This is a genomic window from Delftia sp. Cs1-4 (assembly GCF_000214395.1).
GTDB lineage: Bacteria > Pseudomonadota > Gammaproteobacteria > Burkholderiales > Burkholderiaceae_C > Comamonas > Comamonas acidovorans.
In genome coordinates this window covers 68,137-88,342 of record NC_015563.1, presented here as the reverse complement: position 1 = coordinate 88,342, position 20,206 = coordinate 68,137, and the positions used below count along the sequence as shown (strand labels likewise).

At 68.5% G+C, this 20,206-nt stretch carries 19 protein-coding genes; 8 read left to right on the top strand and 11 right to left on the bottom strand.

The window, feature by feature from the left end:
- The first annotated feature begins 40 nt into the window (after positions 1–40).
- Positions 41–514, top strand: a complete 474-nt coding sequence (locus tag DELCS14_RS00400; RefSeq protein WP_012202024.1) for a hotdog fold thioesterase — start codon at positions 41–43, stop codon at positions 512–514.
- On the opposite strand, the gene DELCS14_RS00395 is transcribed toward DELCS14_RS00400, so the two are convergent.
- Genes DELCS14_RS00395 through DELCS14_RS00370 form a run of 6 tightly spaced genes read right to left on the bottom strand, consistent with a single transcriptional unit; the run spans position 515 to position 6,754 of the window.
- The gene (locus DELCS14_RS00395; protein WP_043795642.1) at positions 515–1,216 is read right to left on the bottom strand and encodes an ABC transporter ATP-binding protein; all 702 of its coding nucleotides are present in this window, start codon (positions 1,214–1,216) and stop codon (positions 515–517) included. It lies immediately after the preceding gene.
- Between the two features lie 4 nt (positions 1,217–1,220).
- Positions 1,221–1,979, bottom strand: coding sequence for an ABC transporter ATP-binding protein (locus DELCS14_RS00390; RefSeq protein ID WP_013799991.1), 759 nt, complete (start codon positions 1,977–1,979; stop codon positions 1,221–1,223).
- Positions 1,972–3,057 (bottom strand): branched-chain amino acid ABC transporter permease, encoded by a 1,086-nt coding sequence (locus DELCS14_RS00385; protein WP_013799990.1) that lies wholly within the window; start codon positions 3,055–3,057, stop codon positions 1,972–1,974. Before DELCS14_RS00385 ends, DELCS14_RS00390 begins: the two co-directional genes overlap by 8 nt.
- Before the next feature lie 3 nt (positions 3,058–3,060).
- A complete protein-coding gene (locus DELCS14_RS00380) occupies positions 3,061–3,933 on the bottom strand; it encodes a branched-chain amino acid ABC transporter permease (protein WP_013799989.1) in 873 nt (290 codons plus the stop codon).
- 42 nt (positions 3,934–3,975) lie between these two features.
- Positions 3,976–5,139, bottom strand: coding sequence for an ABC transporter substrate-binding protein (locus DELCS14_RS00375; RefSeq protein ID WP_013799988.1), 1,164 nt, complete (start codon positions 5,137–5,139; stop codon positions 3,976–3,978).
- A gap of 58 nt (positions 5,140–5,197) precedes the next feature.
- Positions 5,198–6,754, bottom strand: a complete 1,557-nt coding sequence (locus DELCS14_RS00370) for a benzoate-CoA ligase family protein (protein ID WP_013799987.1) — start codon at positions 6,752–6,754, stop codon at positions 5,198–5,200.
- Between the two features lie 174 nt (positions 6,755–6,928).
- Between DELCS14_RS00370 and DELCS14_RS00365 the strand changes: the two genes are divergently transcribed.
- From DELCS14_RS00365 to boxA, 4 genes are all read left to right on the top strand, one after another.
- Positions 6,929–7,843 (top strand): helix-turn-helix transcriptional regulator, encoded by a 915-nt coding sequence (locus DELCS14_RS00365; RefSeq protein WP_013799986.1) that lies wholly within the window; start codon positions 6,929–6,931, stop codon positions 7,841–7,843.
- Positions 7,844–8,037: 194 nt separating this feature from the next.
- On the top strand, positions 8,038–9,699 hold the full coding sequence (boxC, locus tag DELCS14_RS00360) for a 2,3-epoxybenzoyl-CoA dihydrolase (protein WP_013799985.1): 1,662 nt from the start codon (positions 8,038–8,040) through the stop codon (positions 9,697–9,699).
- Between the two features lie 38 nt (positions 9,700–9,737).
- Positions 9,738–11,165: a benzoyl-CoA 2,3-epoxidase subunit BoxB gene (gene boxB / locus DELCS14_RS00355; protein ID WP_012202013.1), complete on the top strand. Its 1,428-nt coding sequence runs from the start codon at positions 9,738–9,740 to the stop codon at positions 11,163–11,165.
- Positions 11,166–11,191: 26 nt separating this feature from the next.
- Positions 11,192–12,523, top strand: coding sequence for a benzoyl-CoA 2,3-epoxidase subunit BoxA (gene boxA, locus DELCS14_RS00350; protein ID WP_013799984.1), 1,332 nt, complete (start codon positions 11,192–11,194; stop codon positions 12,521–12,523).
- Here boxA and DELCS14_RS00345 read toward each other — a convergent pair.
- Both DELCS14_RS00345 and DELCS14_RS00340 read right to left on the bottom strand, forming a co-directional pair.
- Entirely contained in the window at positions 12,517–13,290 is a 774-nt protein-coding gene (locus DELCS14_RS00345; protein WP_013799983.1) for an amino acid racemase, read from the bottom strand. The two genes, boxA and DELCS14_RS00345, sit on opposite strands and share 7 nt — an antisense overlap.
- Before the next feature lie 14 nt (positions 13,291–13,304).
- Entirely contained in the window at positions 13,305–14,186 is an 882-nt protein-coding gene (locus tag DELCS14_RS00340) for an amino acid ABC transporter substrate-binding protein (protein WP_012202010.1), read from the bottom strand.
- 222 nt (positions 14,187–14,408) lie between these two features.
- Between DELCS14_RS00340 and DELCS14_RS00335 the strand changes: the two genes are divergently transcribed.
- A complete protein-coding gene (locus DELCS14_RS00335) occupies positions 14,409–15,638 on the top strand; it encodes a D-amino acid dehydrogenase (protein WP_013799982.1) in 1,230 nt (409 codons plus the stop codon).
- A gap of 12 nt (positions 15,639–15,650) precedes the next feature.
- On the opposite strand, the gene DELCS14_RS00330 is transcribed toward DELCS14_RS00335, so the two are convergent.
- Both DELCS14_RS00330 and DELCS14_RS00325 read right to left on the bottom strand, forming a co-directional pair.
- Positions 15,651–16,556, bottom strand: coding sequence for a LysR substrate-binding domain-containing protein (locus DELCS14_RS00330; RefSeq protein ID WP_013799981.1), 906 nt, complete (start codon positions 16,554–16,556; stop codon positions 15,651–15,653).
- A gap of 64 nt (positions 16,557–16,620) precedes the next feature.
- Positions 16,621–17,193 carry a cob(I)yrinic acid a,c-diamide adenosyltransferase gene (locus DELCS14_RS00325; RefSeq protein WP_013799980.1) on the bottom strand — a complete coding sequence of 191 codons (573 nt, stop codon included), beginning with the start codon at positions 17,191–17,193 and terminating at the stop codon, positions 16,621–16,623.
- 181 nt (positions 17,194–17,374) lie between these two features.
- Here DELCS14_RS00325 and DELCS14_RS00320 point away from each other — a divergent pair, with 181 nt between their 5' ends.
- The gene (locus DELCS14_RS00320) at positions 17,375–17,722 is read left to right on the top strand and encodes an EF-hand domain-containing protein (RefSeq protein WP_013799979.1); all 348 of its coding nucleotides are present in this window, start codon (positions 17,375–17,377) and stop codon (positions 17,720–17,722) included.
- An 82-nt stretch (positions 17,723–17,804) separates the two neighbouring features.
- Positions 17,805–19,229 (top strand): FAD-linked oxidase C-terminal domain-containing protein, encoded by a 1,425-nt coding sequence (locus DELCS14_RS00315; protein WP_013799978.1) that lies wholly within the window; start codon positions 17,805–17,807, stop codon positions 19,227–19,229.
- Here the strand turns inward: DELCS14_RS00315 and DELCS14_RS00310 are convergent.
- The gene (locus tag DELCS14_RS00310) at positions 19,219–20,124 is read right to left on the bottom strand and encodes a LysR family transcriptional regulator (RefSeq protein ID WP_013799977.1); all 906 of its coding nucleotides are present in this window, start codon (positions 20,122–20,124) and stop codon (positions 19,219–19,221) included. The two genes, DELCS14_RS00315 and DELCS14_RS00310, sit on opposite strands and share 11 nt — an antisense overlap.
- Between the last annotated feature and the right edge of the window lie 82 nt (positions 20,125–20,206).

The window sequence follows — 20,206 nt, the reverse complement described above, 5'->3', positions numbered from 1 at the left end:
ACGGGGCCGTCTTTTTCGTTGCACCCACAGGACTTCTCCCATGCCGATCTGGAAGCGCAGCTTCACCCTTGAAGACATCACCTCGCTGAGCGCCGACACGGCCGTCTCGCACCTGGGCATCGAGTTCACCGAGATCGGTGACGACTTCCTGCGCGGCCGCGTGCACGTGGACCAGCGCACCTGCCAGCCCTACGGCATCCTGCACGGCGGCGTGAACGTAGTGCTGGCCGAGACCCTGGGCTCGGTGGCCGCGGCCTGCTCCATCCCCGAGGGCTGGCGCAGCGTGGGCCTGAACGTCTCGGCCAACCATGTGCGCGCCGCGCGCCAGGGCTGGGTCACGGGCACGGCCCGCCCCGTCCACCTGGGCCAGACCACCCATGTCTGGGCCATCGAACTGCACGACGAAACCGGCCGCCTGACCTGCACCTGCAGCCTGACCATGGCGCTGCTGCCGCCCACGCATGCGCAGAACGTCAAGCTCGCGGCGCAGCCGCCGGTGGCGGCACAGCCCTGATCAAACCCCCAGCAACTTCGACAGGCGCTCCGGCTGCGCCAGCAGCTCCCGCGAGTCGGCCTGCAGCGCCAGTCGGCCCTTGGCCATGACCACGGCGCGGTCGGTGTGGGCCAGGACCTTTTTGTAGTCGCGGTCCACGATCAGGGTGGAGATGCCGGTGCTGCGGATGGCGGCGATCACGCGCCAGATTTCGGCGACGACCAGGGGGGCCAGGCCTTCGGTGGCTTCGTCGAGGATGAGCAGGCGCGGGTGCGTCATCAGCGCGCGGCCTATGGACAGCATCTGCTGCTCGCCGCCAGAGAGCTGGTCGCCGCCGTTGGCCAGGCGCTCCGCGAGCCGGGGGAAGGTGTCGAGCACGCGCTCCAGCGTCCAGTGGCGCTCGCCCTGCAGGCCGGGGCGGGCGCTCATGACCAGGTTCTCGCGCACGCTGAGGTTGGGGAAGATGCCGCGCCCCTCTGGCACATAGCCAATGCCCAGCCGCGCCATGCGCTCGGGCGGTGCGCCCGTGCAGTCGCGGCCATCGGCGCGCAGGCGGCCACGGCGCGCGGGCACATAGCCCATGAGCGTGCGGATCAGCGTGGTCTTGCCCATGCCGTTGCGCCCCAGCAGGCCCACGGCCTGGCCCGCGCCCAGCGCCAGGCTCACGCCCTGCAGGATGTGGCTGTCGCCGTAGTAGGTATGCAGCTCGTCGATGGCGAACATGGGCTCAGTCATGGTCTTCTCCGAGATAGGCAGTACGGACCACGGGATCGACACGGATCTGCGCGGGCGTGCCCGTGGCCACCACGCTGCCGTTGACCATCACGGTGATGCGGTCGGCGATGCGGAACACGGCGTCCATGTCGTGCTCGACCAGCAGTACCGCATGGCCGCGCTTGAGCTCCTGCAGCAGGGCCAGCATGCGCTCGGTCTCCTCGGCGCCCATGCCGGCCAGCGGTTCGTCCAGCAGCAGCACGCGCGGGCCGGTGGCCAGGCACATGGCCACTTCAAGCTGGCGCTTGGCGCCATGGCTCAGCGTGCCGGCCACGGCCAGCGCCTGCCCGGCCAGGCCCGCACGCTCCAGGGCCGCATGGGCCTGGCGCAGGCTGGCCACGCAGCGCTGTGCGGACAGGCCCAGTTGCCAGGGCCTGAGCGCCATCTGCGCCTGGGCCGCGAGCCGGCAGTTCTCCAGCGCCGAGAACTCGGGAAAGATGGTGGTGCGCTGGTAGCTGCGGCCCACGCCGGCACGCGCACGCCGGGGCTGGGGCATGCGCGTGACGTCCTGGCCGGCGAGCGCGATGCGCCCCGCGCTGGCCGCCAGCTCGCCCGAGAGCATGTTGACCAGGGTGGACTTGCCCGCGCCGTTGGTGCCGATCACGGCATGGACCTCGCCCTCGTGCAGGTCCAGGTCCACGCCGCCCACGGCCGTGAGCCCGCCGAAGCGGCGCGTGAGGCCGCGCACCGAAAGCAGTGCCGCATCAGCCATGTCCGACCTCCTTGTGGTGGGCCTCGTTGTGCACTCCAGCGCGTTGCCGTGCAAGGCCCGCCAGCCCGATCAGCCCCATCAGTCCTTTCGGCAGCAGGGCCACGAGCACGATGATGGCCAGGCCCAGGCTCAGCTGCCAGTGATCGGCCATGGGGCCGACGATGGCATGCGTGGACAGCACCTCCTTGAGCGCGATGAAGGCCACCGTGCCCAGCACGGCACCGCGCAGCGAGCCCAGGCCGCCGAGGATGACCATCAGCAGCACCTCGCCCGAGTGGTGCCAGGACAGCAGCTCGGGGTTGACCACGGCATCGCGCACCGCCAGCAAAAAGCCGGCCACGCCGGCCAGCATGCCGGCCAGCACGAAGGCCGCGAGCTTGTACCCGTAGGTGGTGAAGCCGGCCGCACGCATGCGCTGTTCGTTGACGCGTATGCCCGCCAGCGCCGCGCCGAAGCGCGACTGCCGCAGCCCGGCCAGGAAGGCATAGACCAGCACCAGGGCGGCCAGCACCACGTAGTACTGCACGCGCGGGATTTCCATGTCGATGGCGCCCAGCGCGGGCCGGGCCATCAGGTAGATGCCATCGCTGCCGCCGCCGATGCCCGTGTCGTGGACCACGAAGTAGGCCATCTGTGCGAAGGCCAGCGTCACCATGATGAAGTAGATGCCGCGCGTGCGCAGGCTCAGCAGGCCCACCAGCAGCGCATAGCCGCCCGAGGCCAGCAGCGCCCAGCCCAGCATGGCCGGCAGGCTGCCGCCTTCGTTGCCTGCGGACAGCACGGCGGCATAGGCGCCCAGGCCCATGAAGGCCGCATGCCCCAGGCTCACCAGGCCCGTGCCACCCACCAGCAGCTGCAGGCTGAGCGCGAAGATGGCCAGGATCATGGTCTTGACCACCAGGCCCGACAGATAGTCCGACCACCAGGGGCCGGCCAGCGCCAGCAGCGCCACGCAGGCCAGCGGCACGGCGCAGGCCTGCCATCGGCAGGCGCGCTGCGGCATCTCTGCGGGCTGCACAGGCTGCAGGGGCTGCACGGCGGCCGCCAGCAGGGCCGGAGAAGGATTGGATACGGCCATTGTTCAGCTCCTTTGCCCCATCAGGCCCTGGGGCCGCCACACCAGCACCACCGCCATCAGCAGGTAGACGCTCATGCCGCTGAGCTCCTGGAAGAACAGCTTGCCGAAGGTATCGACAAAGCCCACCAGCAGCGAGGCCAGCAGCGCGCCCGTGATCGAGCCGATGCCGCCGATCACCACCACCACGAAGCAGATGATGAGCACGTTGCCGCCCATGCCCGGATAGACCGAACTCATGGGCGCGGCGATCATGCCTGCCAGTGCCGCCAGCGCCACGCCGATGGCGAAGACGATGCGGTACAGGCGCTTCACGTCGATGCCCAGGCCGCGCACCATGTCGCGGTTGCTGGCGCCCGCGCGCACCATCATTCCCAGGCGCGTGCGGTTGACCACCCAGTACAGCGCCAGCGCCACCAGCAGGCACACGCCCGAGGCGAACAGCCGGTACCACGGATAGCTCATGAGCCCGCCCAGCGAGAAGCTGCCCGACAGCCAGCCGGGCAGCGGCACGCCATGCACGTCGTTGCCCGCCAGCAGCGAGCGCAGCTCCTCGAACACCAGGATCAGCCCGAAGGTCATCAGCACCTGCTGCAGGTGCTCGCGCTCGTAGAGGTAGCTGAAGAAGGCCCACTCCAGCGCATAGCCCAGCACCACGGTCAGCGCCACGCCCGCCAGCAGCATGGTGATGAAGTGCTGGCCCAGCAGCGGGGACAGCGCAAAGGCCATGTAGGCGCCGATCATGTAGAAGCTGCCATGGGCCAGGTTGATCACGCCCATGATCCCGAAGATCAGCGTCAGGCCCGAGGCCAGCAGGAACAGCAGCAGCCCGTACTGGACGGCGTTCAGGCACTGCACGAGAAAGGTGGCAAGGTCCATGGCGATGTCCGTATGCGTCCGTATATGAGTGCGCCCCGCGCCTCACATGCGGCAGCCGCGGCCGGTATCGCCCAGGGCCTTGATGGCCACGCCCATGCGCTGGTTCTCCTTGCCCACGACCTTGCGCAGGTACATGTCCTGCACGGGGTTGTGCGACTTGCTGATGGTGAAGTCGCCGCGCGGGCTGGGGATGGTGGCCTTCTCGATGGCCTGGCGGAACTCGGCCTTCTTCGCGATGTCGCCGCCCGCCGCCTTCAGGCCCACGCCCAGCATCTGGGCGGCGTCGTAGCCCTGCACGGCATACACATCGGGCATCAGCTTGTAGGCCTGGGCATAGGCGGAGCGAAAGCGCCGGTCGCGCTCCGTGCCCAGCTCGTCGGCGTAGTGCAGCGTGGTCAGCACGCCCTGGGCGGCCTCGCCCTGGGCCTCCAGCGTGCCGTCGGTCAGAAAGCCCGAGCCGTACAGCGGGATGGTCTTGTGCAGGCCGGCCGCGTGGTAGTCCTTGACGAACTTGACGGCGCCCGCGCCCGCGAAGAAGGCAAACACCGCATCGGGCCTGGCCGCCGCGATCTCCGTCAGCAGGGCCTGGAACTCCACGTTGGGAAAGGGCACGGTGAGCTGCTTGCTGACCTTGCCGCCCTCTTTCTCGAAGCCTTCCTTGAAGGCATTGGTCATCTCCTCGCCGGCCGCGTATTTCCAGGTGATGGTCATGGCGGTTTTCCTGCCTTCCTGCCTGGCGGCCACCACGCCCATGGGATAGGAGGACTGCCAGTTGGAGAAGGACGAACGGAAGATGTTGGGCGCGCACATGGCGCCCGTGACCGCATCGGCGCCCGCATTGGGCACGATGAGCACGGTGCCGCTTTCCTTGGCCGCGCGCGCCATGGCCATGGCCACGCCCGAATGCACGGTGCCCACCAGTACATCGACCTTGTCGCGCTTGATCAGGCGGTTGACGTTGTCCGTGGCCTTGGCCGGATCGGACTCGTCATCGACCTTGAAGAACTCGATCTCGCGCCCGCCCAGCCTGCCGCCCTGCTCATTCACGAACATGCGAAAGCCGTTCTCTATGGCCGAGCCCAGCGCCGCATAGGTGCCGCTGTAGGGCAGCATGAAGCCGACCTTGATCCTGTCCTGCGCATATGCGCCGCAGGACAGGGAGGCCGTCAGGGCGAGGACGGCCCAGTGTTTGCGATCGGTGTTCATGCGTGTCTCCTTGTGGTGGATGGGTCTTGCTTTTGTCAGGGGAATCGGAAGGGGCCGTTCAGCCGACGCTGGCTTCGCGTTCACGCAGGCGGAAACGCTGGATCTTTCCGGTGGCGGTCTTGGGAAGTTCGTCCACGAACTCGATGAAGCGCGGGTACTTGTAGGCGGCCAGGCGCTGCTTCACGAAGGCCTTGAGCTCGGCCTCGGTGGCGCTGCAGCCGTCCTTGAGCACGACGAAGGACTTGGTCTTGAGCAGGCCGTCGGCGTCGGTCTTGCCGATCACGGCGGCCTCCAGCACGGCCGGGTGCTGCATCAGCGTGGCCTCGACCTCGAAGGGCGAGACATAGATGCCGCTGACCTTGAGCATGTCGTCGCTGCGCCCGGCATAGGTGTAGTAGCCATCGGCGTCGCGCACGTACTTGTCGCCGCTCTTGAGCCAGCCACCCTGGAAGGTCTCGCGCGTCTTGTCGCGGTTACCCCAGTACATGAGGGCGGCGCTGGGGCCCTGGATGAACAGGTCGCCCACCTCGCCATCGGCCACGGGGCGGCCGTCCTCGCCGCGCAGCTCCACGCGGTAGCCGTCCACGGGCTTGCCCGTGGTGCCGTAGCGGATGTCGTCGGGCCGGTTGGACAGGAAGATGTGCAGCATCTCGGTGGAGCCGATGCCGTCCACGATGTCGGCGCCGAAATGCGCCTTGAAGCGCTGGGCGATCTCGGCCGGCAGCGCCTCGCCGGCCGAGGAGCACATGCGCAGGCTGACCTGCTCGCGCGCGGGCAGCAGCGGCGAGGCCAGCATGCCCGCAAAGCCCGTGGGCGCGCCGAAGAACACCGTGGGCCGGTGCTGCACCCAGCGCGCAAAGGTGGCCTCGGGCGTGGGCCGCTCGGCCATCAGCAGCACGGTGGCGCCCACGCTCAGTGGAAAGCTCAGGGCATTGCCCAGGCCGTAGGCGAAGTAGAGCTTGGCGGCGGAAAAGCAGATGTCGCCCTCGCCCAGACCCAGCACCGGGCCGCCATAGAGTTCGGCCGTCCAGTACGGATTGGCATGCGTGTGGACCGCGCCCTTGGGCTTGCCCGTGGAGCCCGAGGAATACAGCCAGAAGCCCGGGTCATCGCCCAGCGTGGGCGCCGGTGCGGGCAGCGGCGGCTGCGCCGCCAGCCAGGGCTGCAGCGGCGCAAAGCCTGCGGCGCGCGCCGCCGCTTCGTCGCCGGCCACCCAGACATGGCGCACCTCGTTGGGCGCCCGGTCCAGCGCCTGGCGCAGCAGGGGCAGCAGCGCATCGCAGGTCAGCACGGCCTGGGCGCGGCTGTGGCCCAGCATGTAGGCGTAGTCGTCGGCCGTGAGCAAGGTGTTCACCGCCACCGGCACCACGCCCGCATACAGCGCGCCCAGAAAGGCCACGGCCCATTCATGGCGGTCGTGCATGAGCAGCAGCACGCGCTCCTCGCGGTGGATGCCCGCCGCCAGCAGGCCGCTGGCCATGCGCTGCGCCTGCTGCTGCAGCTGGCCGTAGCTCAGCGTGCCGTGGTCGTCGATGTAGGCGATCTTGCCGGGCCGCCCCTCATTGAGCGCGAACAGGTGCGCGGCGAAATTGAAGGGCTGGGTGAAGTCGATCATCGGTGTCTCCTTCGACATCGGGCATCTGGCCCGACTTGTGATCTTCCGCACAACATGCAATATTGTGCGTGCATCAGAAAGATAGTTAGAACAACACCGAGCGTCAAGCACTATATTGCATGGCTGGTGTTAACCCCGACTGTTTATCATTCACGCCCTCTTCAAGGAAACTCTATGGACCAGTTCGAGACGGCAGCCCAGTCCGCCGGGGCGGCGGATTCCCTCTCAGAAGCCCCCAGGAACCAGGTGCTGCAGGCGCTGGGCGAGCGTGTGCGCAGCCTGCGCTCGCGCCGGGGCATGACGCGGCGCGCCCTGGCGGCGGCGGCCGATGTCTCGGAGCGCCACCTGGCCAACCTCGAATACGGCACGGGCAATGTGTCGGTGCTGGTCCTGCACCATATTGCACAGGCCCTGCAATGCTCCATGGCCGAGCTGCTGGGCGACGTGACCACCACCAGCGCCGAATGGCTGCTGATCCGCGAGCTGCTGGAAGGCCGCGATGAAGAGGATCTGCGCCGCGTGCGCCTGGCCGCAGGCGAGCTGCTGGGCACGGCGCCCAGCGACCGCCAGCGCCACACGCGCATCGCCCTGATCGGACTGCGCGGCGCGGGCAAGTCCACGCTGGGCCGCATGCTGGCCGAGCAGCTGGGCGTGCCCTTCCTCGAACTCAACCAGGAAATCGAGCGCATTGCGGGCTGCAGCGTGCGCGCCATCCACGACCTGTACGGTGCCAACGCCTACCGCCGCTACGAGCGCCGCGCGCTGGAGGAGGCCGTGCAGATCTACAGCGACGTGGTCATCGCCACGCCGGGCGGCATCGTCTCCGACCCGGCCACCTTCAACGAGCTGCTGTCGCACTGCACCACGGTCTGGCTCAAGGCCCAGCCCGAGGAGCACATGGCCCGCGTCGTGGCCCAGGGCGACACCCGCCCCATGGCCGCCAATCCCGAGGCCATGGACGATCTGCGCAGCATCCTCGAAGGCCGCGCCGGCTTCTACGCCAAGGCAGACCATGTGGTGGATACCAGCGGCCAGACGCTGGAGCAGAGCTTCGATCAGTTGAAGGCACTGTTTCTGCCCGCACGCTGAGACGGCGGCAGCAACCCACGGCATCCAGGCCCCAGGCCTGGATTTTTTTCGCCTGTGCTGGCTGGTGTTTACCCTGGATATGGCCAAAACACGCACTATCGTGCGTGTTGCTGCGTGCATTTTATGGATGAATCTGCATAATTGTGCCTGCACCGTATCTGCGACTGCACTATTTTTCATCCAAGAGGCCGTCCATGCACCCGTCCAGCCCCACTGTCGATTACCGCACCGAGCCCGCCCAGTACCGCCACTGGTCGTTCACCGTCGAGGGCGCCATCGCCCGCATGCAGCTGAACATCGCCGAGGACGGCGGCATACGGCCCGGCTACAAGCTCAAGCTCAACAGCTACGACCTGGGCGTGGACATCGAGCTGCACGACGCGCTCAACCGCATCCGCTTCGAGCATCCGCAGGTGCGCACCGTCATCGTCACCAGCGGGCGCGACCGCATCTTCTGCTCGGGCGCCAACATCTTCATGCTGGGCGTGTCCAGCCATGCCTGGAAGGTGAACTTCTGCAAGTTCACGAACGAGACGCGCAACGGCATCGAGGACAGCTCGCGCCATTCGGGCCTGAAGTTCCTGGCCGCCGTCAACGGGGCCTGTGCGGGCGGCGGCTACGAGCTGGCCCTGGCCTGCGACGACATCGTGCTGATCGACGACCGCTCCTCCTCCGTCTCCCTGCCCGAGGTGCCGCTGCTGGGCGTGCTGCCCGGCACGGGCGGCCTCACGCGCGTGACCGACAAGCGCCATGTGCGCCATGACCTGGCCGACATCTTCTGCACCAGCGTCGAAGGCGTGCGCGGCCAGCGCGCCGTGGACTGGCGCCTGGTGGATGCCGTGGCCAAGCCCGCGCAGTTCGAGGCCGTGGTGGCCGATCGCGCGCAGCGCCTGGCCGAGGGCAGCGCGCGCCCCGCCAGCGCGCAGGGCATCACGCTCACGCGCCTGGAACGCGAAGCCACGGACGATGCGCTGCACTACCGCCATGTCAGCGTGCAGATCGACCGCGCGCGCCGCAGCGCCACGCTGACCGTGAAGGCTCCGCAGGGTTCGCAGCCGGCCACCCTCGAAGCCATCGAGCAGGCCGGGGACGCCTGGTGGCCGCTGGCCATGGGCCGCGAGCTGGACGACGCCATCCTGCACCTGCGCACCAATGAGCTGGACGTGGGCACCTGGCTGCTCAAGACCGAAGGCGATGCCGCCGCCGTGCTGGCCGCAGACGCAGCCCTGCTGGCCCACCAGGACCACTGGCTGGCGCGCGAGACGCTGGGCCTGCTGCGCCGCAGCTTTGCGCGGCTCGATGTGTCCTCGCGCACGCTGTTCGCGCTGATCGAGCCCGGCTCCTGCTTCGTGGGCATGCTGGCCGAGCTGGCATTCGCGGCCGATCGCGCCTACATGCTGGTGCTGCCCGATGACACCGAGCGCGCCCCGCGCATCCAGCTGGACGAATTCAATTTCGGCCTGCTGCCCCTGGTCAACGACCAGTCGCGCCTGCAGCGCCGCTTCTACGAGGAGGCCACGCCGCTGGAGGCCGCGCGCGCCGCCACGGGCCGCGCGCTGGACGGCGATCAGGCCCTGGCCCTGGGCCTGGTCACGGCCGCGCCCGACGACATCGACTGGGACGACGAGATCCGCATCGCCATGGAAGAGCGCGCCGCCATGTCGCCCGATGCGCTCACGGGCCTGGAGGCCAACCTGCGCTTTGCCAGCCGCGAGAACATGGTCACGCGCATCTTCGGGCGCCTGTCGGCCTGGCAGAACTGGATCTTCAACCGCCCCAATGCCGTGGGCGACAAGGGCGCTCTCAAGCTCTACGGCACGGGCCAGAAGGCCGGCTTCGACTTCAACCGCGTCTGACCGCAGGCACGCCCCGAAACATCCACGGAGACCCCACCATGAGCGCCATCAACTACAGCGAGAAGATCCCCAACAACGTCAACCTCGGCGAAGACCGCACCCTGCAGCGCGCGCTGGAGAGCTGGCAGCCCAACTTCCTGAACTGGTGGGGCGACGTGGGCCCCGAAGGCTCCACCGACTACGACGTCTACCTGCGCACCGCCATCAGCGTGGACCCGCAGGGCTGGGCCCAGTTCGGCCACGTGAAGATGCGCGACTACCGCTGGGGCATCTTCCTGAACCCGGCCGAGGCCGACCGCAAGGTGCACTTCGGCGACCACGCGGGCGAGAAGGCCTGGCAGGACGTGCCCGGCGAGCACCGCGCCAACCTGCGCCGCATCATCGTCACCCAGGGCGATACCGAGCCCGCCTCGGTGGAGCAGCAGCGCCACCTGGGCCTGACCGCGCCGTCCATGTACGACCTGCGCAACCTGTTCCAGGTCAACGTGGAGGAAGGCCGCCACCTGTGGGCCATGGTCTACCTGCTGCACAAGCATTTCGGCCGCGACGGCCGCGAGGAGGCCGAGGCCCTGCTGGAGCGCCAGTCCGGCGACGAGAACAACCCGCGCATCCTGGGCGCCTTCAACGAGAAGACGCCCGACTGGCTGTCCTTCTTCATGTTCACCTACTTCACCGACCGCGACGGCAAGTTCCAGCTGGCCGCGCTGGCCGAAAGCGCCTTCGACCCGCTGGCGCGCACCACCAAGTTCATGCTGACCGAGGAGGCCCACCACATGTTCGTGGGCGAGTCCGGTGTCTCGCGCGTGCTGCAGCGCACCTGCCAGGTCATGAACGAGCTGCGCACCGACGACGTGGGCCGCCTGCGCGCGGCCGGCGTGATCGACCTGCCCACGCTGCAGCGCTACCTGAACTTCCACTACAGCGTGACCATCGACCTGTTCGGCGCCGACCAGTCCAGCAATGCCGCCACCTTCTACAGCAGCGGCCTCAAGGGCCGCTACGAGGAAGGCAAGCGCGCGGACGACCACCGCCTGCACGACCAGCACTACAAGGTGCTGGAAGTGGTGGACGGCAGGCTGCAGGAAAAGGAAGTACCCATGCTCAACGCGCTCAACGAGGTGCTGCGCGACGACTACATCAAGGACTCCAACGCGGGCGTGGGCCGCTGGAACAAGGTCATGGAAAAGGCCGGCATCGATTTCCGCCTCACCGTGCCGCACAAGGCCTTCAACCGCCAGATCGGCGCGCTGGCCGGCGTGCGCATGAGCCCCGACGGCCGCGTGGTCAGCGAGCAGGAATGGCGCATGCGCGAGGGCGAATGGCTGCCCACGGACGCCGACCGCGCGTTCGTCGCCTCGCTCATGGGCCGCTGCGTGGAGCCGGGCCAGTTCGCGGGCTGGATCGCGCCGCCGGTCATGGGCATCAACCGCCAGCCCGTGGATTTCGAATACGTGCGCTTCAACTGAAGCGCCGCGCCAGCAGGGAGTCGCCCATGACAGTCGCCTTGGTAGAACACGGCATCCTCACCCAGCACCTGATCGACCCGGAGATCTGCATACGCTGCAACACCTGCGAGGCGACCTGCCCCGTGGGCGCCATCACGCACGATGACCGCAACTACGTGGTCCTGGCCGAGCAGTGCAACGGCTGCATGGACTGCGTCTCGCCCTGCCCCACGGGCGCCATCGACAACTGGCGCAAGGTGCCCCTGAAAAGCGCCTATCCCGTGGCCGAGCAACTGCTCTGGGACGAGCTGCCCGAGGAGCTGCCGCCTGAGGCGCTGGCCCAGGCACTGGCCCAGGCACAGGACACAGGGGGCGCGCCTGCCGCCGAGGACCTGAGCCAGGCCCAGGCCGTGATCGCGGCGGCCGCCACGCGCGGTGCGGATGCGGCCCGGCCCGACGACCAGGCCGATACCCAGATGTTGCGTAGCGCCAGCTACGGCGCCACCGTGCCGCCCTGGTCAGCCGCCCATCCGTACACCAACCTGCATGGTCCCAGAAGTCCCGTCACGGCGACCGTGGTCGGAAACCTCAACTGCACGGAGGCGGGATTCGACAGCGAGACCCACCACATCGTGCTGGACTTCGGCAGCCAGCCGTTCCCCGTGCTCGAAGGCCAGTCCATCGCCGTCATCGCACCCGGCACCGATGCCCAGGGCCGCCCGCATGTGGCGCGCCAGTACTCGGTGGCCAGTGCGCGCAATGGCGAGCGGCCCGGCTACAACAACCTGGCGCTGACCGTGAAACGCGTCACCCAGGACCACCAGGGCCGCCCCGTGCGCGGCGTGGCCAGCAACTACCTGTGCGACGCACGCATCGGCGACAGGGTCCAGGTCATAGGCCCGTTCGGCCAGTCGTTCCTGATGCCCAACCATCCCCGCTCGCACATCGTGATGATCTGCACGGGCACGGGCAGCGCCCCCATGCGCGCCATGACCGAATGGCGCAGGCGGCTGCGCAAGAGCGGCAGGTTCGAGGGCGGCAAGCTCATGCTGTTCTTCGGCGCACGCACGCCGCAGGAGCTGCCCTACTTCGGCCCGCTGCAAAGCCTGCCGCGCGACTTCATCGACAACAACCTGGCCTTCTCGCGCGTGGCCGGCCAGCCCCGGCGCTACGTGCAGGACCTGCTGCGCGAACGTGCGGCCGACTTGGCGGCCCTGCTGCGCGACGACAACGCGCACTTCTACGTCTGCGGGCTCAAGAGCATGGAGGAAGGCGTGGTGCTGGCACTGCGCGACGTGGCGCAGCAAGCCGGGCTGGACTGGGAACAGGTCGGTGCGCGCCTCAAGCGCGAAGGCCGGCTGCACCTCGAGACTTACTGAAGCCGGTGGGTGTCCCGGACCTGTCCATAGGCATCGCCGGCCAGGGCCTGGGCCAGTATCCAGGCCGGGTCCACCAGCTCGGCACCGCGCGCCAGCGGCGACTGCGGCAGGGCCAGCGGGATCTCGGTGCAGCCCATGATCACGGGCACATCGCCATGGCGCTGCAGCAGCGGCGCCAGCACCTCGCCGAAGCAGCGCGCGGCCAGGTCCATGTCGCCCTGCTTGACGCCGTCGTAGATGCCCTGCATGAGCCGCGCGCGGCCCTGCGCATCGGGCTGCAGCGCGGTGATGCCGCACTCGGCCAGCGCCGCGTCGTACAGGCCGCTGTCATAGGTGCCCTGCGTGGCCAGCACGATGGCCTGCTGCGCGCCGCCGGCCTGCAGGTGCAGGGCGGCCTGGCGCGCGATGTGCAGCACATGCAGCTGCGGAAACAGCGCCTGCAGCTGCCCATGCCAGGCATGGGCCGTGTTGCAGGCCAGGGCCACGCTGCGCACGCCCAGCGCCGCCATGCGGCCCACGCCCTGCAGCAGGTGCTGGGCCGGCCCCGTGGGCGACTGCGGGTCCGCGCGCAGCGCCGCGCTGCGGTCGGGCATGGGCAGCTGCACCAGCCAGTGCTCGGGATAGGCCTGGTCATGCACGGGCAGGCCCTGCTGCTGCAGGTGCGCCGTGCAGGCCTGGACGAACAGGCGCACGAAATCCGCGCCTGCGGCCGGACCCATGCCCCCGAGAATGCCCACCGCGCGCGGAGGCTGAAGCTGCTGCTGCATGCTGCGATCCGAAATCAAAAAGCGGGTTTGTCGCTGAGGTCCTGCAGGTTTTTCTGCAATTGCTCGCTCATCGGCAAGCCCAGGGCCACGTTCCTCGGGGCAATGGGCTGCATGAACCACTTGTCATACAGCCTGGCGAACGCGCCCGACTTCATCATGTCGCCGATCACGCCATCGACCAGCTGCTTGAACTGGGGGTCGTCCTTGCGCAGCATGCAGGCATAGGGCTCGACCTGCAGCGAGTCGGCCACCACCTCGAAGTCGCCGGGATTCTTGGCCGTGGGGATCAGGCCGAAGAGCAGGATGTCGTCCATGCCGAAGGCCGCGGCGCGGTCGTTCTCCACCAGCAGGAAGCCGTCCGCATGGTCCTTGGCCATGACGATGTTCATGCCCCAGGCCTTGTCGGCATTGGCCTTGCGCAGCACCTGCAGGTTGGTGGTTCCCGTGGTGATGGCCACGGTCTTGTCCTTGAGGTCGGCGTAGTTTTTGATGCCCGAGCTCTTCTTCACCAGCAGCCGCGTGCCCGTGTAGAAATGGTTGATGGCAAAGGCCACCTCCTTGCCGCGCACGGTGTTGTTGGTGGTCGAACCGCATTCCAGGTCGATGGTGCCGTTGGCCAGCAGCGGCATGCGGTTCTGCGAGGTCACGGCCTGCCACTGCACCTTGAGATCGGGCCGGTTCACCGCTTTCTTCACGGCCTCGGCCACGGCCTGGGACATCTCCACCGTCATGCCGATGGGCTTGCCGTTGTCCAGGTAGCTGAAGGGCACGGAGGACTCGCGGTAGGCCAGCGTGATGCGGCCGCTGTCGCGCACCTTGGCCAGCGTGTCGGCATGGGCCGCAGCCAGGCCTCCCAGGGCCAGGGCCGCGCACAGCGCGGTGGTGTGAAGTTGCATGCTTGTCTCCTCGTCTTTGGTGGATGTGCGGCCAGTGTAGGAAGGGCGGCGGCCTTTGCGGAATGACAATATCGGGCCGGCCCATGCCCGCCGGTTATGGGCTGGCCGCCTGCCCGCAGCAGTAGCCCCCGGCCATAACCTGCGTGCATGGCCCGTGTGCCAAATGCCATGGCGCAGCCTGCCGCGCGCGGCCTACAGTGCGGCTGCATGGAGAAACGATCAATGCATGTCTGCATCGTGGGCGCCGGCATCGTCGGCCTGGCAACGGCCTGGGCGCTGCAGCAGGCCGGCCACCGCATTACTGTGCTGGACCGCGCACCGGGCCCCGCCCAGGGCGCCAGCGGCGGCAATGGCGCGCAGCTGAGCTATTCCTACGTGCAGCCGCTGGCCGATCCCGGTATCTGGAAGATGCTGCCCCGCCTGCTGCTGGAAAAGGATTCGCCGCTGGCCTTCCGCCTGCGCGCCGACCCCGCGCAATGGGCCTGGGGACTGCGCTTTCTGGGCGCCTGCAATGCCCATGCCTCGGCCGAAGGCACGCGCGCCCTGCTGGCCCTGGCCGCCGAAAGCCGCCAGGCCTTCGAGTCGCTCCAGGCCGACGAAGCACTGGCCTGCGACCTGCACACGCCGGGCAAGCTGGTGCTCTACCCCACCCATCAGGCGCTGGATGCCGCCGCGCAGCAGGTGGCACTGCAGGCCGGCCTGGGTGGCGCGCCGCAGCGCATCGTCAACGCTGCCGAAGTGGCGCGCATCGAGCCCGCGCTCGCCCGCTACGCGCAGCGCATTGCAGGCGCCGTACACACACCCAGCGAGGCCGCCGCCGACTGCCGCCTGCTGTGCGAACAACTGGCCGCCCGGCTCACCGCACGCGGCGCCGAACTGCGCTACGGCGTGGAGCTGCAGGGCTTCGAGCGCGAAGGCGACGCCATCACCGGCCTGCGCACCGCCGCAGGCCTGCTGCCGCTGCGCGCCGACCACTACGTGCTGGCCAGCGGCTGGGAAAGCGCGGTCCACGCGCGCCAGCTGGGCCTGCGCATTCCCGTCTATCCGCTCAAGGGCTACAGCATCACCGCCGATGCCGCCGCGCAGCTGCCGCACGCCGCGCCCCGGGTCAGCGTCACCGACACCGCACGCAAAGTCGTCTTCGCACGCATCGGCGAACGCCTGCGCGTGGCCGGCATGGTGGAGATCGTGGGCCGGGACACGCGCACCGACCCGCGCCGCATCGCCAGCCTGCGCCGCTCCACGCAGGAGGTCTTCGCCGACCTGCCGCTGGACGGCAACCTCCACCCCTGGACCGGCATGCGCCCCGCCACACCCACCGGCCTGCCCCTCACCGGCCGCCAGCGCGGCGGTCCGCGCAACCTGTGGCTGCAGACGGGGCATGGCGCGCTGGGGCTGACGCTGGCGTTCGGGTCGGCGCAGAGGCTGGTGGGGCAGATGGAGCAGGCCTGAAACCCGCAGGTCTCAACCAGCCAGCAACTCGCGCAAGGCCTTGCGCATTTCCTCGGTCATTGCCCGCGCCAGCACCGACCCCGGCCGCTGGGGCAGGCTGAGTGCATTGACGCCCACCGTGATGCGCGGCAGCAGGGGCACGACATGGACCTTGCGGCGGTCGGCGGCCAGGGCGGTGCAGCCGTCCATGATGGCGGCGCCCAGGCCGTACTCGGCCATGGACAGGGCTGCGTGGTAGGTCTGCACGGTGACCACGGGCGACAGGCCCACGCCGTGCTCGCGGCAGGCCTGGCCCAGGCGCATGCCCAGCGGGTCGCGTGCATCGAGAGCGACCACGGGCAGCTCGGCCAGGTCCTTGAGCTCCATCCCCTCTTCGCGCACGCGCGAGGGCGGCAGCAGGCCCTTGGGCAGCACGCAGAACATGTCCACCTCGGCCAGCAGTTCATGCTCCAGCGCGGGCTGGCCCACGGAGCTGATGACGAAGCCCACGTCGGCCTCCTGCAGCAGCAGGGCCGAGACCACCTGGGGCGTGTGCAGCGCCTGCACATGGACCTGCACCTGGGGGTGGCGGCGCCGAAATCCGGCCACGGCGCACGGCAGCACCTCGCGGCTGAGCGCGAAGACGGTGAGCACGGTGAGCCGGTCCGCCGCCTGGCCATGGCGCAGGTTGTCGGCCAGGCGCTGGACCTCGTCGAGCTGCTCGAACAGCTTCTCGATGTGGGGGAACAGCGCCAGCGCCTCATTGGTCGGCGTGAGCCGCCCGCGTGCGCGCTGGAACAGCGCAAAGCCCAGCTGCAGCTCCGCGTGCTGCAGGGTGCGGCTGACGGCCGGCTGGGTGATGTTGATCAGCCGTGCGGCAGCGCTGACGCTGCCGGTCTGCATGACGGCATTGAAGACCTCGATGTGGCGCAGGCGCATGGGCCGTCCTAAACGCGGAATTGGCGCGGGATTGGCGCGGAATTAGCGCAGGTTCAGTGCAGGTTCACTCTTCGGCGGACTGCGCGCGGGCCATCCGCTCACTCTTCCAGTAGACGTCGTCGCCGCCATCCATGCGGTTGAGCACGCGCGCCAGCACGAACAGCAGGTCCGACAGGCGGTTCAGGTACTGGCGCGGCGCGGGCCGCATGGCCTCGCCCTGCTCCAGCGCCACCACCATGCGCTCGGCGCGGCGTGCCACCGTGCGGCAGACATGGGCCTGGGCCGCGGCGCGGCTGCCGGCCGGCAGGATGAATTCCTGCAGCCGGGGCAGCTGCGCGTTGTAGTGGGCCAGCGCTTCATCGAGCTGCAGCAGGGCGTCGTCCTTGAGCAGTTCATAGCCGGGAATGGACAGCTCGCCACCGAGGTTGAACAGCTGGTGCTGCACATCGACCAGCAGTTCGCGCACGTCGTCGGGCAGGGCCTCGCACAGCAGCAGGCCGATGTGGGAATTGAGCTCGTCCACATCGCCCATGGCGTGCGGGCGGCCGCTGTTCTTGGAGACGCGCGTGTTGTCGCCCAGGCCCGTGCTGCCGTCGTCTCCGGTGCGCGTGGCGATCTGTGTCAAACGGTTGCCCATGGGCGTTCTCCTTGGCGGTGCGGGGGTGGAAAGCCGGACCCGTAACGGCCCAACACCCAATTGTGCGTTACAGGCGGCACGCAAATGTTGTAGCAGGCAACAGCCGGCAAAAGTGCTGGCCCTGCTGCGCTGCAACAGGTGGAATGCAGTCATGTTCCACGTTCGACAAGGAGTTCGACACATGACCTCTCAACTGCGCAAAGTCTCTGGTTTTGAAATCCGCAGCGTGATGTTGTTCGCGGCCATTTCGCTGGGCAGCGTTGCTGCCATGGCGCAGGAATTGGGTCCGGGCAATGGTCCCGCGACAGGCGTCAGGGCTGCACCTGGGCCTGCAGCAACCAGCCCAAGCGCCCCCGCCAACGACGTGCAAGCCGCATTCGACCGCGCCGACACCAACCGGGACGGCAAGCTGAGCAAGAAGGAGGCCGAGGCCCTGCCCGCCGTGAGCAGCAATTTCGCCCAGATCGATGCCGACAAGAACGGATCGCTGTCGCGCGATGAATTCAGCAAGGCGGTCCAGCCGCGCTGACACCCGGATGCCTGGCGGCTGACCTACACGGTTGGGCGACAGGGCCGGTGGTATTCTTTCCAGTTCCCCCTGGAGAACACCGATGAACGCCCCTGTCGCCCCCGTCCGCCTGCAGCCTGACTTCGCTCAGCGCCCCATCCCCGAAGCCTTCCTCCAAGCCCTGGCCCAGCGTTTCGGCGCCCAGTGCTCCACGGCTTTGGCGGTGCGCGAACAGCACGGCCGCGACGAGGGCGCCATTCAGGCGCCCCCGCCTGCGGCCGTGGTCTTTGCCGAAAGCACGCAGGACGTGCAGGACGCGCTGAAGCTGGCCGACCAGCATGCCGTGCCGGTCATCCCCTACGGCGCAGGCTCCTCGCTCGAAGGCCATCTGCTGGCCGTCGAGGGCGGCATCAGCCTGGACTTGAGCCGCATGAACCGCATTCTCTCGGTCAATACCGAGGACCTGACGGTCACCGTGCAGCCCGGCATCACGCGCAAGCAGCTCAACGATGCCATCAAGGACACGGGCTTCTTCTTCCCCATCGATCCCGGCGCCGATGCCTCCATCGGCGGCATGACCGCCACGCGCGCCAGCGGCACCAATGCCGTGCGCTACGGCACCATGCGCGAGAACGTGCTGGCGCTGGAACTGGTCACGGCCAGCGGCGAGCTGATGCGCACCGGCACGCGCGCCAAGAAAAGCAGCGCGGGCTACGACCTCACGCGCCTGATCGTGGGCAGCGAAGGCACGCTGGGCGTGGTCACCGAGATCACGGTGCGCCTGTACCCGCTGCCCGAGGCCGTGAGCGCGGCCATCTGCTCCTTCCCCAGCATCGAGGCCGCCGTGCGCACGGTGATCCAGACCATCCAGATGGGCGTGCCTATTGCCCGCGTGGAGCTGGTGGATGTGAACTCGGTGCGTATGGTCAATGCCTACAGCAAGCTCACGCTGCGCGAGGAGCCCATGCTGCTGATGGAGTTCCACGGCTCGCCCACGGGCGTGAAGGAGCAGGCCGAGATGGTGCAGGACATTGCGGGCGAGTTCGGCGGCAATGCCTTCGAATGGGCCGAGCGCCCCGAGGACCGCACGCGATTGTTCACGGCCCGCCACAACGCCTATTTCGCGGCCGTCTCCAGCCGCCCCGGCTGCCGCTGCATCACCACCGATGCCTGCGTGCCCATCAGCCGCCTGGCCGATGCGCTGCTGGACTCGGTGCGCGAGGCCGATGACAGCGGCATTCCCTACTTCCTCGTCGGCCACGTGGGCGACGGCAACTTCCACTTCGGCTACCTGATCGACCCGGACAACGAGGACGAGCGCTCGCGCGCCGAGCAGCTCAACCACCAGCTGGTGTCGCGCTCCATTGCGCTGGGCGGCACCTGCACGGGCGAGCATGGCGTGGGCATCCACAAGATGGATTTCCTGCGCGAGGAAGCCGGCGACGGCGCGGTGCAGATGATGCGCTCCATCAAGCAGGCGCTGGACCCGAAGAACATCCTGAACCCCGGCAAGATCTTCAGCCTCTGAGTCCCTCCGCCGCGGCTTTCTCGCGCAGGAAGTCGATCAGCGTGGTGATGGCCCGCGTCTGGTAGTGGGACGGCATGTACAGCAGGTACTGGCGCGTGGCCAGAAAGTCCAGGCTGCCGGGCGGCAGCGGCAGGCGCTCAAGCGCGCCGCTGGCCAGTTCGGCCGCCACCATGTAGCGCGGCACCACGGCCACGCCCAGGCCCTGCAGCACGGCATCGCGCAGGAAATGGAAGTTGGGCGACATCAGGCGCGGGCTTATGCGCAGCTCGGTGGGCCGGGCGCCGTTCATGCCCGCCGTGCGCAGCTTCTGGCCCGTGAGCGCCGAGGTGATCAGCGGCACGCGCTTGAGCGCCAGCAGCGAGTCGGGATGGCCATGCGCAGCCAGGAACTGCGGCGTGGCGCAGGCCTCGTAGAGCACATCGCCGAGCTTGCAGGCCACCAGGCTTTCGGGGGGCTCGGTCATCACGCGCACGGCGAAGTCCACCGCGCCCTGCATCAGGTCCTCGATGTCGTTGTCGAAGATCACCTCCAGCGTGATGCCCGGGTGCATGCGCATGAACTCCGTCAGCCAGCCCGACATCTGCAGCTGGCCGTAGCCGCTGGGCACACTCAGCCGCACGGTGCCCTGCAGGCTCTGGCCCAGGCTGTCCACCGACTCGTCCGCCGCCATGGCTTCCTGGCGTATCGCGCGTCCATGCGCGTACAGGCGCAGGCCCAGCTCGGTGGGCTCGACCTGTCGCGTGGTGCGGCGCAGCAGCTGCTGGCCGATCTGGCGCTCGAACTGGTTGAGCCGGTGGCTGACGTTGGCGCGGCTCATGCCCAGGCGCACGGCGGCGCGGCTCAGGTTGCCGGCTTCGATGATGTCCACCAGCAGGGACAGTCCGCCCAGATCCATTGTCAAACCTCAGTACACACAATGTCCATTTTTTAGCACGATTGTCAAAGTCCATAAACGAATGAAGAATGCGGGCCTGCCC

Bases quoted from the DNA above. Each gene is read 5' to 3' on its own strand.
- DELCS14_RS00370 (WP_013799987.1), bottom strand. From the start codon at position 6,754: ATGATCGACTTCACCCAGCCCTTCAATTTCGCCGCGCACCTGTTCGCG.
- DELCS14_RS00395 (WP_043795642.1), bottom strand. From the start codon at position 1,216: ATGTTCGCCATCGACGAGCTGCATACCTACTACGGCGACAGCCACATC.
- boxA (WP_013799984.1), top strand. From the start codon at position 11,192: ATGACAGTCGCCTTGGTAGAACACGGCATCCTCACCCAGCACCTGATC.
- DELCS14_RS00400 (WP_012202024.1), top strand. From the start codon at position 41: ATGCCGATCTGGAAGCGCAGCTTCACCCTTGAAGACATCACCTCGCTG.
- DELCS14_RS00340 (WP_012202010.1), bottom strand. From the start codon at position 14,186: ATGCAACTTCACACCACCGCGCTGTGCGCGGCCCTGGCCCTGGGAGGC.
- DELCS14_RS00345 (WP_013799983.1), bottom strand. From the start codon at position 13,290: ATGCAGCAGCAGCTTCAGCCTCCGCGCGCGGTGGGCATTCTCGGGGGC.
- DELCS14_RS00315 (WP_013799978.1), top strand. From the start codon at position 17,805: ATGAACGCCCCTGTCGCCCCCGTCCGCCTGCAGCCTGACTTCGCTCAG.
- DELCS14_RS00375 (WP_013799988.1), bottom strand. From the start codon at position 5,139: ATGAACACCGATCGCAAACACTGGGCCGTCCTCGCCCTGACGGCCTCC.
- boxC (WP_013799985.1), top strand. From the start codon at position 8,038: ATGCACCCGTCCAGCCCCACTGTCGATTACCGCACCGAGCCCGCCCAG.
- boxB (WP_012202013.1), top strand. From the start codon at position 9,738: ATGAGCGCCATCAACTACAGCGAGAAGATCCCCAACAACGTCAACCTC.
- DELCS14_RS00380 (WP_013799989.1), bottom strand. From the start codon at position 3,933: ATGGACCTTGCCACCTTTCTCGTGCAGTGCCTGAACGCCGTCCAGTAC.
- DELCS14_RS00365 (WP_013799986.1), top strand. From the start codon at position 6,929: ATGGACCAGTTCGAGACGGCAGCCCAGTCCGCCGGGGCGGCGGATTCC.
- DELCS14_RS00385 (WP_013799990.1), bottom strand. From the start codon at position 3,057: ATGGCCGTATCCAATCCTTCTCCGGCCCTGCTGGCGGCCGCCGTGCAG.
- DELCS14_RS00335 (WP_013799982.1), top strand. From the start codon at position 14,409: ATGCATGTCTGCATCGTGGGCGCCGGCATCGTCGGCCTGGCAACGGCC.
- DELCS14_RS00320 (WP_013799979.1), top strand. From the start codon at position 17,375: ATGACCTCTCAACTGCGCAAAGTCTCTGGTTTTGAAATCCGCAGCGTG.
- DELCS14_RS00330 (WP_013799981.1), bottom strand. From the start codon at position 16,556: ATGCGCCTGCGCCACATCGAGGTCTTCAATGCCGTCATGCAGACCGGC.
- DELCS14_RS00325 (WP_013799980.1), bottom strand. From the start codon at position 17,193: ATGGGCAACCGTTTGACACAGATCGCCACGCGCACCGGAGACGACGGC.
- DELCS14_RS00310 (WP_013799977.1), bottom strand. From the start codon at position 20,124: ATGGATCTGGGCGGACTGTCCCTGCTGGTGGACATCATCGAAGCCGGC.
- DELCS14_RS00390 (WP_013799991.1), bottom strand. From the start codon at position 1,979: ATGGCTGATGCGGCACTGCTTTCGGTGCGCGGCCTCACGCGCCGCTTC.